Origin of the sequence: Streptomyces sp. IBSBF 3136 (assembly GCF_036815105.1) — a bacterium.
GTDB lineage: Bacteria > Actinomycetota > Actinomycetes > Streptomycetales > Streptomycetaceae > Streptomyces.
The window spans coordinates 1-13,715 of the sequence record NZ_JAJSZC010000212.1 but is presented as its reverse complement, the minus strand read 5'-3'; the positions used below and the strand labels follow the sequence as shown (position 1 = coordinate 13,715).

The 13,715-nt window shown below is 71.3% G+C and carries 13 protein-coding genes; 1 reads left to right on the top strand and 12 read right to left on the bottom strand.

The window, feature by feature from the left end:
• Positions 1–124: 124 nt before the first annotated feature.
• The 11 genes from V7E45_RS32185 to V7E45_RS32135 form a co-directional block, all read right to left on the bottom strand.
• Positions 125–1,612, bottom strand: coding sequence for an oligosaccharide flippase family protein (locus V7E45_RS32185; protein WP_333777768.1), 1,488 nt, complete (start codon positions 1,610–1,612; stop codon positions 125–127).
• Positions 1,575–2,423 carry a Wzz/FepE/Etk N-terminal domain-containing protein gene (locus tag V7E45_RS32180; RefSeq protein ID WP_333777766.1) on the bottom strand — a complete coding sequence of 283 codons (849 nt, stop codon included), beginning with the start codon at positions 2,421–2,423 and terminating at the stop codon, positions 1,575–1,577. The genes V7E45_RS32185 and V7E45_RS32180 overlap by 38 nt, the downstream gene beginning before the upstream one ends.
• Positions 2,424–2,474: 51 nt before the next feature.
• A complete protein-coding gene (wecB, locus tag V7E45_RS32175; protein ID WP_333777764.1) occupies positions 2,475–3,590 on the bottom strand; it encodes a non-hydrolyzing UDP-N-acetylglucosamine 2-epimerase in 1,116 nt (371 codons plus the stop codon).
• A gap of 3 nt (positions 3,591–3,593) precedes the next feature.
• On the bottom strand, positions 3,594–4,853 hold the full coding sequence (locus V7E45_RS32170; RefSeq protein WP_333777762.1) for a nucleotide sugar dehydrogenase: 1,260 nt from the start codon (positions 4,851–4,853) through the stop codon (positions 3,594–3,596).
• Positions 4,853–5,623: a WecB/TagA/CpsF family glycosyltransferase gene (locus V7E45_RS32165; protein ID WP_333777761.1), complete on the bottom strand. Its 771-nt coding sequence runs from the start codon at positions 5,621–5,623 to the stop codon at positions 4,853–4,855. Before V7E45_RS32165 ends, V7E45_RS32170 begins: the two co-directional genes overlap by 1 nt.
• The gene (locus V7E45_RS32160) at positions 5,620–6,792 is read right to left on the bottom strand and encodes a hypothetical protein (protein ID WP_333777760.1); all 1,173 of its coding nucleotides are present in this window, start codon (positions 6,790–6,792) and stop codon (positions 5,620–5,622) included. The genes V7E45_RS32165 and V7E45_RS32160 overlap by 4 nt, the downstream gene beginning before the upstream one ends.
• Positions 6,793–7,053: 261 nt before the next feature.
• Complete coding sequence (locus V7E45_RS32155) at positions 7,054–7,653, bottom strand: acyltransferase (protein WP_333777759.1); 600 nt, start codon at positions 7,651–7,653, stop codon at positions 7,054–7,056.
• Positions 7,650–8,543 (bottom strand): dTDP-4-dehydrorhamnose reductase, encoded by an 894-nt coding sequence (rfbD, locus tag V7E45_RS32150; protein WP_333777758.1) that lies wholly within the window; start codon positions 8,541–8,543, stop codon positions 7,650–7,652. Before rfbD ends, V7E45_RS32155 begins: the two co-directional genes overlap by 4 nt.
• A gap of 52 nt (positions 8,544–8,595) precedes the next feature.
• On the bottom strand, positions 8,596–9,585 hold the full coding sequence (gene rfbB, locus V7E45_RS32145) for a dTDP-glucose 4,6-dehydratase (protein ID WP_333777757.1): 990 nt from the start codon (positions 9,583–9,585) through the stop codon (positions 8,596–8,598).
• Positions 9,582–10,649: a glucose-1-phosphate thymidylyltransferase gene (locus V7E45_RS32140; RefSeq protein ID WP_333777756.1), complete on the bottom strand. Its 1,068-nt coding sequence runs from the start codon at positions 10,647–10,649 to the stop codon at positions 9,582–9,584. The genes rfbB and V7E45_RS32140 overlap by 4 nt, the downstream gene beginning before the upstream one ends.
• Positions 10,650–10,847: 198 nt before the next feature.
• Positions 10,848–11,690 (bottom strand): MerR family transcriptional regulator, encoded by an 843-nt coding sequence (locus V7E45_RS32135; RefSeq protein ID WP_333777755.1) that lies wholly within the window; start codon positions 11,688–11,690, stop codon positions 10,848–10,850.
• Positions 11,691–12,220: 530 nt separating this feature from the next.
• Here V7E45_RS32135 and V7E45_RS32130 point away from each other — a divergent pair.
• Positions 12,221–12,622 carry a hypothetical protein gene (locus tag V7E45_RS32130; protein WP_333777754.1) on the top strand — a complete coding sequence of 134 codons (402 nt, stop codon included), beginning with the start codon at positions 12,221–12,223 and terminating at the stop codon, positions 12,620–12,622.
• Between the two features lie 245 nt (positions 12,623–12,867).
• Here V7E45_RS32130 and V7E45_RS32125 read toward each other — a convergent pair whose 3' ends face one another.
• The gene (locus V7E45_RS32125; RefSeq protein WP_333777753.1) at positions 12,868–13,542 is read right to left on the bottom strand and encodes a histidine phosphatase family protein; all 675 of its coding nucleotides are present in this window, start codon (positions 13,540–13,542) and stop codon (positions 12,868–12,870) included.
• Positions 13,543–13,715 lie beyond the last annotated feature (173 nt).

Sequence of the window (13,715 nt, the reverse complement as noted above, 5' to 3'; positions counted from 1 at the left end):
AGAACCGCGTGGGTCGGCGGGGAGCGGGCGGCCCGGGTGGGGCCGCCGCCCGACGAGCAGGCGGCGCACAGTACGAGGGCCAGCAGGGTGAGAGCGGGGCGGGCGAGCGGGCGGTGGAGCCTGGTCATGCGGTCTCCGGGGTCCGGGAGCCGAGCAGGAAGCGCCGGCTGGGCAGTACGCACACCGCGTAGCAGGCGAGGGCCGCCGCGCCGGTGACGAAGAGGGCGAGGGTGCCGTCGCCGAGCAGCCATTTCGCGGTCAGCAGCACCAGGGTCATCACGGCGCCCGCGATGAGGGGCCAGGCACAGGCCCTGGCGATGTGCGTGAGGCCGATCCCGGCCTTGCCGAGGGCGTAGAGGAACGCGGGGACGACCAGCACCGCGGCGACCACGACATGGCCCTGCGAGACGCCGACGATGCCGCCGAGGTGGGCGCCGACGACGAGGACGGGGACGAGGGCGAGGACCCAGAGGCCCTGGACGAGGATGAGCGAGCGGCGCTGACCGGCGGCGACGAGGCAGTCGTAGGCGAGTTCGCAGCCGATGCGGACGAGCCCGAGGGCCATCAGCCAGGGCAGCGCGGCGGCGGCGGGCACCCAGGTGCTGCCGTAGACCAGGTGGACGACCGGGGCGGCGAGGCCGCCCAGCAGGACGCAGAGCGGCACGGTGCCGGTGACCAGAACGCCCAGGGCGCGGCTGAAGCCCTGGGCGAGGGCCTGCGGGGAGCTCGCGAGCCGGGAGAAGCCGGCGAACGAGACGCGGCGGGCGGCCTCGGAGATGATCCGCACCGGCCAGCCGGACATGTTGAACGCCAGGACGTAGAAACCGAGGGCGGTCTGGCCGAGGGAGGAGCCGACGACCATGGTGTCCACGTTGACGACGGCGAGGGCGAGCAGGCTCGCACCCGCCAGGGGCAGCCCGAACTTGAGCAGGGCGCGGGCCTGTCGGGGGTCCCAGCCGAACCGCAGGGCACCGGGTGCGGCCAGGGCGCAGCCGACGAGGGCGGCGACGTTTCCGGCCACCGCACCCCAGGCGAAGCTCATCGCGCCCCAGCCCGTGAAGGCCAGGACCAGGGTGACGGCGGTGCTGAGGACGAAGTTGAGGGCGTCGATGAGCATGCGCCTGCCCTGGGCGAACTCACGCGTCAGGATCCCGGCGGGAACCTGGGCCACCCCGTCGATCACCAGGCACAGGCACATCACCCGCAGGACGCCCGCCGCGCCGGGCGAGTCGAGCAGCCCGGCCACCGTCGGCGCGGCGAGGAAGATGGCCGCGTACAGCAGGCCGCTGGACGCGAAGCCCAGGGTCAGCACCGTGGGCGCGAACCGGCGGGGGTCGCCGTCCCAGCGGACGATGGCCAGGCCGACGCCCAGTTCGTTCGCGGACAGCAGGACCAGCAGCACCGTCTGGGCGAGGCCGTAGACGCCCCACTCGGCCGGTCCGAGCGCGAAGCGCGCCAGCAGGATGCCGGTGGCGAAGTTGCCGAGGCGCATGACGACGGTGTTGATCAGGCTCCAGCGGGCGGCCGTGACGACCTTGTGGCCCAGGGAGGGGGGAGCGGGAGTGTCGCTCGGCTCAGCGGTCTCGCTGTCCGGTGTGCGAACGCTGTCCATGAGTCGACTCCTCGTCGAGCGGCTCGGCGGCGGGCGCCACGGCCGTGGCGGACCGCCCCGCCCTCGGCTCCGCCGAGGTCCTGTTCTCGGCGGTCCGCGACCAACTGGGCTGCGTCCGCAGGGCGATGGTCTGTTCGGCGACCGGCTCACCCCGCGCCGCCTCGGGGGCGGTGACCGGGCGCGCGGCGTCCCGCGGCGGTGCCGCCGCCGTGCGCGAGCGCCGGCGCGCCTCCACGTAGAACGCGGCGACCAGGCTGACCACCAGGCCCAGGAGGCCGGCCAGGATCAGGTACTCCAGACGGGTCTTGGTCTGGGCCACCGGGTTCTGCGGGGGCACGATCGTCGTCATGCGGATCATGGCCTTCGGCGCGACCGACTGCTGCCGCTGGAACTGGTCGAGCCGTTCCTTGGCGTACGCGGTCAGCAGGCGGTCCGAGGACAGCACGGCCGCCTTGTCCGTGCCGGTGACGGTCAGCCACATCAGCGGTCCCTGGGCGTTGTCGGCGAGCTTGGCCTCGAACGTGCCCGTCGCGCCACGGGACTTGAGTGCCCGTACGGAGACGTCGGAGTTGAGGTTGCGGGCCAGGCTGTCGGCCATGCCGGTGAGCGAGGTCTGGGTGCTGAGGAAGGGGTTGCCGTCGTAGGCCACGGTGGCCTTCTGCGAGTTGAGGAGGACCACCGTGCTCTGCGACTGGTAGGTGACCGGAACCACCAGGGCCACGGCGACCGTCAGGCACGCGGTCAGCAGCAGTCCGGGCAGCAGGACGTACCAGCGCCTGCGCATGACCCGGAAGATCTCAGCGAGATCCATGGTGGTCCCCCCTTACGACCAGACGTTCGACGAGCATATGTGGCGTGCGGATCATATGGGGAATGCTCGGTCGGTAGGTCTCGGTCGGGTGCTCGCCGTGCCTCCCTCCAGCAGCACTTGGGCGATGCGGTCGCTGGCGCGGCCGTCCCAGAGTTCGGGCCGGCGCGGCGCGGGCGGTGTGTCCAGCACCCGGTGCACGAGGGACACGATCCGTACCGGATCACGGCCGGCCAGCAGATTGGTGCCCTGCTCGACGGTGATGGGCCGCTCGGTGTTGTCCCGCAGGGTCACGCACGGCACGCCCAGCGCGGTCGTCTCCTCCTGCACGCCGCCGGAGTCGGTGAGCACCAGCCGGGCGGCGTCCTGGAGGGCGATGAAGTCCAGGTATCCGGCGGGCGGCACCAGCCGGATGCCTCCCGGGACGCCGATCTCGGCCAGCCGCTCGGCAGCGCGCGGATGCACGGGGAGCAGAAGCGGGCAGCGGCCTGCGATCTCGCCCAGGGCCTTCAGCAGGCCGGTGAGCACCTCGGGGTCGTCCACGTTGGCCGGACGGTGCAGGGTGACCAGGCCGTACTCGCCTCTCGCCAGGCCGTACCGGTCGAGCACACCGGAGGCCCTGGCCCGGTCCAGATTGGCCAGCAGCGTATCGATCATGACGTTGCCGACCAGATGGATCTGGTCCTCCCGGTACCCTTCCGCGCGCAGGTTCTCCACGGCATCGGGGGAGGGGGCCAGCAGATAGTCGCTGACGCGGTCGGTGGCGACCCGGTTGACCTCCTCGGGCATGGTCCAGTCGCGGCTGCGCAGACCGGCCTCCACATGGGCCAGCAGCGGTCCGGCCTTGGCGGTGACCAGGGCGCAGGCCAGCGTGGAGTTGATGTCGCCGACCACGACGACGACGTCCGGGGTCAGTTCGCCGAGGAGCGGCTCGAACGCGGTCATCACGCGCCCGGTCTGCTCGGCGTGGCTGCCGGAGCCGACCCCGAGGAAGCGGTCGGGCGGCCGGATGCCGAGGTCGGCGAAGAACACGTCGTTCATCGCCGGGTCGTAGTGCTGACCGGTGTGGACGAGGACCACCTCGGCGCCGCGGCGCTCCAGGGCGTCCATCACCGGTTTGATCTTCATGTAGTTGGGGCGCGCCCCGGCTACACAGACGATGCGCGGCATGGTTCAGAGCACCTCGATCGTGGGCCCGGGCGACAGCCGCCGGCGGCAGTCGAGGACGAAGGGGGCGTGCTCGGTGACGAGGTCGTAGTCGAAGCTGTCGTGGTCGGTGAGCAGGACCACCACATCGGCGGCCGCCAGCTCCTCGGCGGTCGGGTCGACGCGCACCAGCCGGGTGTCCACGGGCAGGCTCTCGACCACGTGCGGGTCCGCCGCCTTCACCTGGGCCCCCATGTCTAGCAGGAGCTGGGAGATGCGCAGGGCGGGCGACTCGCGGGCGTCACCGGTGTTCTTCTTGTAGGCCAGGCCGAGCAGCAGGATCTTCGAGCCGTTCACGGAACGGCGTCTCACGTTGAACAGCTCGCCGATGCGGCGCGCCACGTACTCCGGCATGTGGTTGTTGATGTCGTTCGCCAGCTCCACGAAGCGGAAGCTCTGGCCGAGTTCGCGCTGCACCCGCCAGGACAGGTACGAGGGGTCGATCGGCAGGCAGTGGCCGCCGACGCCCGGCCCAGGCGTGAACCGCATGAAGCCGAACGGCTTGGTGGAGGCGGCGTCGATGGCCTGCCAGACGTCGATGTCCAGGTGGTGGGCGAACATCGCGACCTCGTTGACCAGCGCGATGTTCACGTGCCGGAAGGTGTTCTCCAGCAGCTTGGCCAGCTCGGCCTCCTTGGGCGAGCCCACCGCCACGGTGGTGTCGACGAGCTGCCCGTAGAAGTCCCGCACGGCGGCCAGCGAGGCCGCGTCGACGCCGGAGACGACCTTGGGGGTCTCCTTGAACCCCCACACCGTGTTGCCGGGGTCGATCCGCTCCGGGCTGTAGCCGAGGTGGAAGTCCTTGCCCGCGGTCAGGCCCGAGCCGTCCTCCAGGATCGGGGCGAACAGCTCCTGGGTGGTGCCGGGGTAGGTGGTCGACTCCAGGACGACGGTGGCGCCGGGGCGCAGGTAGCGGGCGAGGGTGGCCGCCGATTCCTTGATGTAGCGCAGGTCGGGGGAGCCCTCGTGCAGCGGGGTCGGCACGGTCACCACGGCGACGTCGAAGCCGCCGCAGTCGCGGGCCGAGTCGCTGGGGCGGTAGCTGCCCCGGTCCAGTGCCGCGCGGATCCGCTCGGAGGAGACGTCCTCGACGAACGACTCGCCGGCGGCGAGGCTCTTGATCCGCTGGGCGTCCACGTCGTAGCCGATCACCTCGTGTCCGACCTCGGCGGCACGGATGGCCAGTGGCAGTCCGACGTATCCCTGTCCAACCACGACGACACGCATCAGCTACTCCTGTTCGCGGGAGCGGGCGACGGGGTGAGCCGGATGAACTCGCGCGCCGTCATGAGGACGAAGGCAGCATTGGTGGTGAGGTAGCGCCGGCCGAGGCGGCGCGGCTCCTGCAGGGCGCGGTACAGCCACTCCACGCCCCACCGCTGCCAGGACGCGGGGGCCCGCTTGGTGATCCCGGCCAGGATGTCGAAGGAACCGCCGACCCCGTGCACCACCCGGGCGCCGGTGCGCGCTCCGTAGGCGGCGGTGAAGATCTCCTTCTTCGGCGAGGTCATGCCGAGGAAGAGCATCCGGGCGCCGCTGCGGGCGATCGCGTCGGCTATCCCCTCCTGCTCGGAGTCGTCGAAGTAGCCGTGCCGGCTGCCGGCCACCTTGAGGCCGGGGAAACGATCCGCCACCCGGCGAAGCATCTGCTCCAGCACCTCCTGCCTGGCGCCGAGGAAGTACACGGACATGCCCTGCGACTCCGCCTCGCCCAGCAGCCGCAGGAAGAGGTCGATACCGGCGACCCGCTCGGGCAGCGGGGCCCGCAGCAGCCGGCCGGCCCAGACCACGGCCTGTCCGTCGGCGAGGACGAGGTCGCAGCCGGCCACGGCCGCGGCGAGCCGGGGATCGCGCCGCATGTTCACCAGCTTCGCGGCGTTGACCACCCCGATCTCGAGCTGCCGCTCGTCCCGTACCGCATCCAGGCACCGCTGTACGGTCTCGTCCATCGTCAGGGGGTCGAGCTCGACCCCGAACAGCGACCGGCGCGCGCTCATACGCCGCCCCCCAGCCAGGCGTGGAGCATCCAGCCGAACTCGTAGGGCCGGCACTCCCGGTCCACGGACGCCGGGCGGTACACCCGGTCCAGGGAACTCAGCCGCAGGCTCGGGGCGACCCGGGTGCCCAGTCCCCGCGCGGCCCGTACGGCCTTCTTCGGATCGCCCCGGTAGACCTTGCGCCAGGTGACGCCGAGCCGGTCCAGGATCATCGGCTCCCGGTGCTCAGGGCGCCCGGCCAGCTCGGGCACGTCGGTCATCCAGCGCAGGCCCTTGCGGACGGCGGCGCCGAAGTCGGTGCCGCCCGCGTCGGCGAGATCGAACAGCGCGGTCGGCGCCATCGCGTGCTGGTGGACGCTGTAGACCGGATAGCCCTCCACGACGCCGCCGGTGCGCGCGTCGTAGTGCCACCACCACTGCCCACCGTCGCCCTGGAGCTCGCAGATCCGCGCCGCGCACGCCTCGGCGGCGGCCAGCGCCGCCGGGTCGCCGCCCCCGTCCGCGCCGGCGTGAGCGCGGGCCAGGGCCTGAAGGGGATAGGTCTGGTCGGCGAAGCAGCTCACGTGCGCCCGGTACCACGGCACCAGGCCGGGTCCTGTGGCGTGCGGGAACAGCGGGCTGTCCCCGATCCGGGCCCGCAGCAGACGGTCGCGAGCTGCGGTGAAACGTCTCTCCACATCGACCGTGCCGCGCGCGGCGGCGAGAGCGGACAACACCCATGCCGCCTCGACGGTGTACTGCGGCCGGCCCTCCTCGTCCAGGGCGTCGACCCGCTCGACGGCGTCGGACAGCTTGGGGTGCTCGGTCTCGGCGGCGGCCCAGGCGATGAGCGCCGCGTCCCCGAGGTTGGTCACCGCGGGCAGGGACTCCACGAGCAGGCCCGTGAACTCCTGTGCGCTGCGCCCGCCGAGCACCGCGCGCTGACGGTCCTCGGGCAGGAAGCGGGCGCCGAGTGCGGTGATGGCCGCGTAGCGGGTGCTGGTCCCGCGCCGTTCCAGCGTCCAGGAACCATCGGGGGCCTTGTGCCCGGCCATGGTGAAGACGAAGGCCTCGCCGCCGGGAAGCAGCATCGCCGGAAGCCCCGACTCGGCGACGGAGAGCAGCCGTTGGGCGAGCGCGAGCAGCGCCGGCTCCTCATGGCCGAGCGCCGCCAGACGTGTGCTGGTCATCGTTTGGACACACCAACCCCCCTGTGGGTCCTGTTTTTCGCGCAGACTTGTGAACGCCGTGGCGCACATGGCCGACCGGCGTGAAGGCACAGCGGATGTCAGGCGACGGAGCGGTCGTCGCTTCCCGCGTCAGGCACAGGTCTTCCCCACCTGCGTAACCCCCCCTGGGCACGTGTACGTGCACTGTGCCTGGTCTGCACAGTTCGAACACATGTTATGCCTGCGGATGTTCGAGGAATGGCGTTTTGCGAGAATCAACTGTCATGCCCGCTCTACGAGTTCGCCGTCCTTCTCGTCGTACAGCGCACCCGTCTCGGGACACTCCCAGCCGCCCGGCTCGCCCGCACGCTCGACCAGCCGCACCCCGGCCCGGCCGACCCAGCCGATCCGGCGCGCCGGCGCGCCCGCCACGAGCGCGAAGTCCGCTACGTCCCGGGTCACCACGGCGCCCGCCGCGACCAGCGCCCAACGGCCGACCCGCACCGGTGCCACACAGACCGAACGGGCCCCCAGCGACGCCCCCTCGGCCACCACCACCGCCACGGCCTCCCAGTCGCCACCGCGCTTGAGCCGGCCCTGCGGGTCCACCGAGCGGGGGAAGTGGTCGTTGGTGAGCACCGCCGCCGGACCGACGAACACCCCGTCCCCGAGCACCGCCGGCTCGTACACCAACGCGTGGTTCTGCAGCTTCACGTTGTCGCCGATCCGCACACCCGGACCGACGTACGCCCCCCGGCCCACGATGCACCCGGCACCCAGCCGGGCGTCCTCCCGTATCTGGGCCAGATCCCAGACCGTCGTCCCCTCGCCGATGGCGGCCGTCTCGTCGACCTGGGCGGTCGGCTGGATCCTGGTGCTCACTTGGCTGAACCCTTTCTCTCGTCGAGCAGAGCCGGAAACGCCGCCTCCAGCGCCTCGAGCCACGGACGGATCGGTTCGATCCCGGCCCGGCGCCACCGGTCGTGCCCCAGGACGCTGTACGCGGGACGGGGAGCGGGCCGTACGAAGGCGTCGCCGGTCGTCGGCCGGACCCGGCCCGGATCGGCGCCGAGCAGCCGGAACACCTCCCGGGCGAGGCCGAACCAGGTCGTCTCCCCACCGCTGGTGCCGTGGTAGATCCCGGCCGGCGCGCCGCCGGCCAGGGCGGCCCGTCCCAGCCGCACCAGCCGGTCCGCGAGATCCACCGTCCAGGTCGGCTGGCCACGCTGGTCGTCGACCACGTCGACGGTGTCCTTCAGCGCCTCGAGTCTGATCATCGTGTCGACGAAGTTCCCGCCCCCCGCCCCGTACAGCCAGGCGGTGCGCACCACGTACCCCGCCTCCGGGAGCGCGGCCAGCACCGCCCGCTCCCCGGCCAGCTTGGTACGCCCGTACGCGCCACGGGGTGCCGTCGGCGCGTCCTCGGCGTAGGGAGTGGTCCCGTCCCCCGCGAACACATAGTCCGTCGAGACGTGGATCAGCCGGGCGCCCGACCTCGCGCACGCCTCGGCGAGCCGTCCGGGCCCGTCACCGTTGACCCGCAGGGCCTCGGCCTCGTGCGTCTCCGCGTCGTCGACGGCCGTCCACGCGGCGCAGTTGACCACGACCCGGGGACGGTGGGTGGCCACCGCCTCCCGCACCGCGTCGGCGTCGGCTATGTCGAGTTCGCCGCGCGCCAGGCCGACGGCCCGCTCACCGTCCCGGCGCAGCCGCGCCAGCACGTCCTGCCCGAGCATGCCGCCGGCACCGGTGATCAGCCACATGGTCCTCATGGTTCCCTGTTCGTCGTCCGAAGCCGGCCCTACGTCCCCGCCGGCACCCGCGTCACAGCGTCGCGCGCTCCTTCAGCGGCTCCCACCAGTCACGGTTCTCGCGGTACCAAGTGACCGTCTCCGCAAGGCCGGTGGCGAAATCCTTACGGGGTTCGTAGCCCAGTTCCGTGCGCAGCTTGGCGCAGTCCACGGAGTAGCGGCGGTCGTGCCCCTTGCGGTCGGCCACGAACTCGACACCGGAGTCCCAGTCCGCGCCGCACGCCTCCAGGAGCAGGGAGGTCAGCTCCCTGTTGGACAGCTCCGTGCCGCCCCCGATGTTGTACGCCTCCCCGGCGCGTCCCCCGGCGCGCACCAGTTCGAGGGCCTGGACGTGGTCGTCGATGTGCAGCCAGTCCCGCACATTGCCGCCGTCGCCGTACAGCGGGACCTTCCTGCCGTCCAACAGGTTGGTGATGAACAGCGGGACGACCTTCTCGGGGAACTGGTGGTGGCCGTAGTTGTTGGAGCAGCGGGTCACCCGCACGTCCAGGCCGTGGGTGCGGTGGTACGCCAGGGCGATCAGGTCGCTGGACGCCTTGGAGGCGGCGTACGGGGAGTTGGGGCGCAGCGGGTCCGTCTCCGGCCAGGAGCCGGAATCGATGGAGCCGTACACCTCGTCGGTGGAGACGTGCACGAACGTCTTCGACCGGTCCTGGCGCAGCGCCGCGTCCAGCAGTGTCTGGGTGCCGAGGACGTTGGTCCGGATGAACTCCCCGGCGCCCAGGATGGAACGGTCCACGTGCGACTCGGCGGCGAAGTGGACGACCTGGTCGTGTCCGGCGAGCAGCTCGGCGACCAGCTCGCCGTCACAGATGTCGCCCTTGACGAAGGCGAATCCGGGGTGGTCGCGCACGTCGTCGAGGTTGGCCGGGTTGCCCGCGTAGGTGAGCTTGTCCAGCACCGTGACGGCCACATCACCCGGGCCGGCCGGGCCGAGGAGCGTGCGGACGTAGTGGGAGCCGATGAATCCGGCACCGCCGGTCACCAGGATCTTTGTGGTCATGACGAGATCTGCACCTTGCTGTGGTCGCCGAGCACGAAACGGTGGGCGGCGGGCTTGCGGGGGGCGGGGGTGACCTCGACGCTGCGGCCGATGAGGGAGGCCTCCACGCGCCGGACGCCGCTCACCGAGGAGTCGCGCAGCACGATCGAATACTCGATCTCGCTGTCCTCGATCCGGCAGTCACCGGAGATCGAGGTGTAGGGACCGATGTACGAGTCGGTGATCACCGTGTTCGCGCCGACGACCACCGGGCCCACGATCCGGCTGCCGGTCACCTTGGCCCCCGCCTCGATGCGCACCCGGCCGATGATCTCGCTGTCCTCGTCGGTCGTGCCGTCGATCCGCCGCTCCAGGGATTCCAGCACCGAGCGGTTGACCTCCAGCATGTCCGTGACGTTCCCGGTGTCCTTCCAGTAGCCGGAGATCGTGGTGGAGCGCACGTCGCGCCCGGCGTCGATCAGCCACTGGATGGCGTGCGTGATCTCCAACTCCCCACGCCAGGACGGCTCGATCGAGCGGACGGCCTCGTGCACAGCGGGGGTGAAGAGGTACACGCCGACCAGCGCCAGCTCGCTCTTGGGATGCCGGGGCTTCTCCTCGAGGCCCACGACCTGGCCCGCCGCGTCCAGCTCGGCCACCCCGAAGGCGGTGGGGTTCGGCACCTTCGTCAGCAGGATCTGGGCGTCCGGCCGCTCGGCGCGGAAGGCATCCACCAGGTCCGTGATGCCGCCGACGACGAAGTTGTCGCCGAGGTACATCACGAAGTCGTCGTCGCCCAGGAACTCACGGGCGATCAGCACCGCGTGGGCCAGCCCCAGGGGAGCTTCCTGCGGGATGTAGGTGACGTCGAGACCGAACGAGGAACCGTCCGCGACCGCCTCCCGGATCTCCTCGGCCGTGTCCCCGACGATGATCCCGACCTCGGTGATGCCGGCCTCGGCGATCGCTTCCAGACCGTAGAACAGCACCGGTTTGTTCGCGACCGGTACGAGTTGTTTCGCCGAGGTATGGGTTATGGGGCGCAAACGGGTACCTGAGCCACCAGACAACAAAAGTGCCTTCATGTCATCACCCTACTTACGTCGGACTTGTCGACGGGGTGATTCCGCATACTGTATGACCGGTTCGGAGTCGCAGGAGGCCCGTTCCTGATCGGGTCGTGTCGCCGAAGGAGCGCCGACCGTTCACATCGCCGACCGTTCACACCCCAGGCCGGGAACGGGAGCGGACAGCGCCCCCGCACCACCCTGGAGCGCGCCGGGTCAGGCCCGGATCACCGGCGCTTGCAGCTCGGTGACCCAGTCGTCCCGGTTCTCCGGGCACTCCAGATTCACCTCGCGGGGATGGCCGGTGAACCGGTAGCCATGGGAGTCGACCCAGCGGGCCAGCGCCTGCGCGGTCGCGAGCACGGTGTCCATGGAGCCGCGGTGCACGATGGTCGCCGCCTCGCCGAGAGCCGGCAGGTCCACGACGCGCACGGTGTCGTCCCTCTCGTCCTCGCCTCCGTCCTGGAGAGGTGCGGCGACCTGGACGGCGGCGTGGACGCTGATCCTGCCACCGCCCTCCGGGGCGTCGTCGTAATACGCGATGCCGGGCCCGGTGGGGGCGACCCCCGTCGAACCGAGCCGCCGGAACAGCTCGTCGTAGAGCGGTCCGATGACCGGTCCGATGGCCTCGGGCTCGAAACTCGCCGCGGTCGCGGTCAGTTCGGCCACCCGGACGGTGGGGACCTGCTTGATCACAACGTCGTTCGTGGGCATGTGACCCTCGCTCTCGATCGCTCGGAGCCTCGCATCGACCTGGACCAGCCGCGCCGCCGCCGCGGCCGCCGCGGTCTCCAGTTCGGCCCGCCGCAACCGCAGCATGCCGCGTAGTTCCTCGACGTCGACTCTCTCGTCCACGATGTCCCGGACCTGTTGGAGGGTGAATCCGAGGTCCTTGAGCGCGATGATCCTGTTGAGGCGGGCGAGTTGGGCGGCGGTGTAGTGGCGATAGCCGCTGGCGGGGTCGACGTGAGCCGGACGCAGCAGCCCGGTCGCGTCGTAGTGGCGCAGCATCCGGACCGAGACGCGGCCGTGCCGGGCGAAGTCTCCGATGGTGAACATGATGTCTCCGACCTCACCGCCTGACACGGTGTGAGAGTCAAGCGAGCTTCCGGTGCGACCGTGCACCCCGGGGCTGCTGCCACTCCTGCGGGACGGGAACGACCGCACTGCGCGGGTGCGGGCCGGAGATCGCTCGCGAGCCGTGAGTCGTGTGCCGCTCGACAGTATGCACGGGTCCGGCCCGATCGTCCGATGGTGCCCTGACCGGAGTAGTGGTCCGTTGCTCACTTTCGGGTGACCGACCGGTTTGTGTGACTCGGCAGAGGCCGGGGCGATTCGCCGCCCAGCCAGGCGAGAAAGGGCAGATCCGGGTAGAAAAGCTCGCATTCATCTCATAGATGGTCATTGCAGGCGAGTGTCACGGAAATATCTTCAATCGGTAATGTCCTTCGCGCGTCGTACCGCGACACCGGGATGCGAGTTGCAGGGTGTGGATGCGCGGCCGACCAGCCGCCACCCGAACAACGCCCCTCAGGCCGACGCGTGAGACCGCGGCCGGCTGGGAGGGGCATCCCGTGAAAGGGGACCTGGTGTCCGTTTTTGCATCCGTCCGTCGCCTCGCCGTCGCCTTCGGCGTGGCCACGGCCGTCGTGGGCGCGGCCGCTCTGCCCGCCGCTGCCGCCGACCACTCCGCGGCCCATCCGCACCCGGCCGGCCTCATCGTCGTCGCGCCGCACGGCTACCCCGGCCCGGGGGACCGTTACTGGGGCGGCGAGCACCGTCGCGACGACGACTGGCGCCGTGTCGACCACTGGGGTGACCACCGCCGTGCCGGCGACGGCTGGCGGCACGGCGACCACTGGCGCCACGGTGGCGGCTGGCACAACGGTGGCGGCTGGCACAACGGTCGTGGCTGGCACGACGGTCGTGGCTGGCACGACCGTGACGACTGGTACCGCGACCACGACCGCCGCGGCGGCCACTGGCACTGACCAGTTGGTCAGCTGACCAGCTGACCAGCTGACCAGCTGACTCGCTGATCCGCGGCGCACAGCCGACTCGAAGGCGGGCCGGGCAGGATGATCCTGCCCGGCCCAGGGTCGTTGCCGGTGAGCGGTGCGGCTCCTCCCGGCTGCCTCCTGTGCGGATCGCGTCCGGCAAGGGACCCGGTCCGCCCCTAGGGCCTGTTGCGAAAGTGGCCTCGTCGCACGGCAGAGGACCACTTTCGCAACAGGCCCTAGTGCCGATCGTGGCCCGGAAGGACCTGGTGGCTCCCCGTCGCCCAGTCGGCCCGGCGCGGGCGTACGAGCGTCGCCGACCGCGAGAAGGCCACTCGCTGACCCGGTTCACCGGGAAGGTGGCCGAGGCGAACGTCCCAGGAGCCGTTTCGCCGGGTGAGGGAGACGGGGGACAGGGGTGGCACGGCGAGGTGCCAGAAGGCCCGTGCCGGCAGGGCCAGCGCGCGGATGAGCGCGGCCCGGACCACGGCCGCTTCCGCGATGACCACCGTGTGGCCCGTGTCCGGCGCCGTGTCGTTCATCCAGTCCGCGGTACGACGGCAGAGCTCGCGCACGGACTCGCCGCCGTGGGGTGCGGCATCCGGATCGGTGAGCCAGGCCGTGAACCCGTCGGGGTCGGTCGCGGCGACGTCGTCGAGGGGGAGCCCCGACCAGCTGCCGAGATCGAGGTCGCACAGCGCGGGCTCGGGTGCCGTGACCAGACCGAGGGCGTCGGCGGCCTGCGTACAGCGCGCCGAGGGCGCCCGCAGGGCCAGTTCGTGGGACGGCAGGAGCGTCGTCTTCGTCGCGGCTGCCATGTGCAGGCTGTGAGTGCTCGAGGGGGCGTCGTCGAGCAGTGGCCCCGTGGTGGCGCCACCGCCGGGCACGCACAGGAACGTCAGGCGGACCGTCATGGGATCGACCTCCTACTCGGCGCAGCGTGACTCCGGATCGTGTGAGACGCCGCGATGTGCTCCAGGTTCGGGGACAGCGGCCCCCGTGCGACATCCGTCAGATGTCCGGAACCACCCCGCCGACCGGCCGGCCCACCCCCGCCACCTGGCCATGGACGGCCACACCCGAGTGC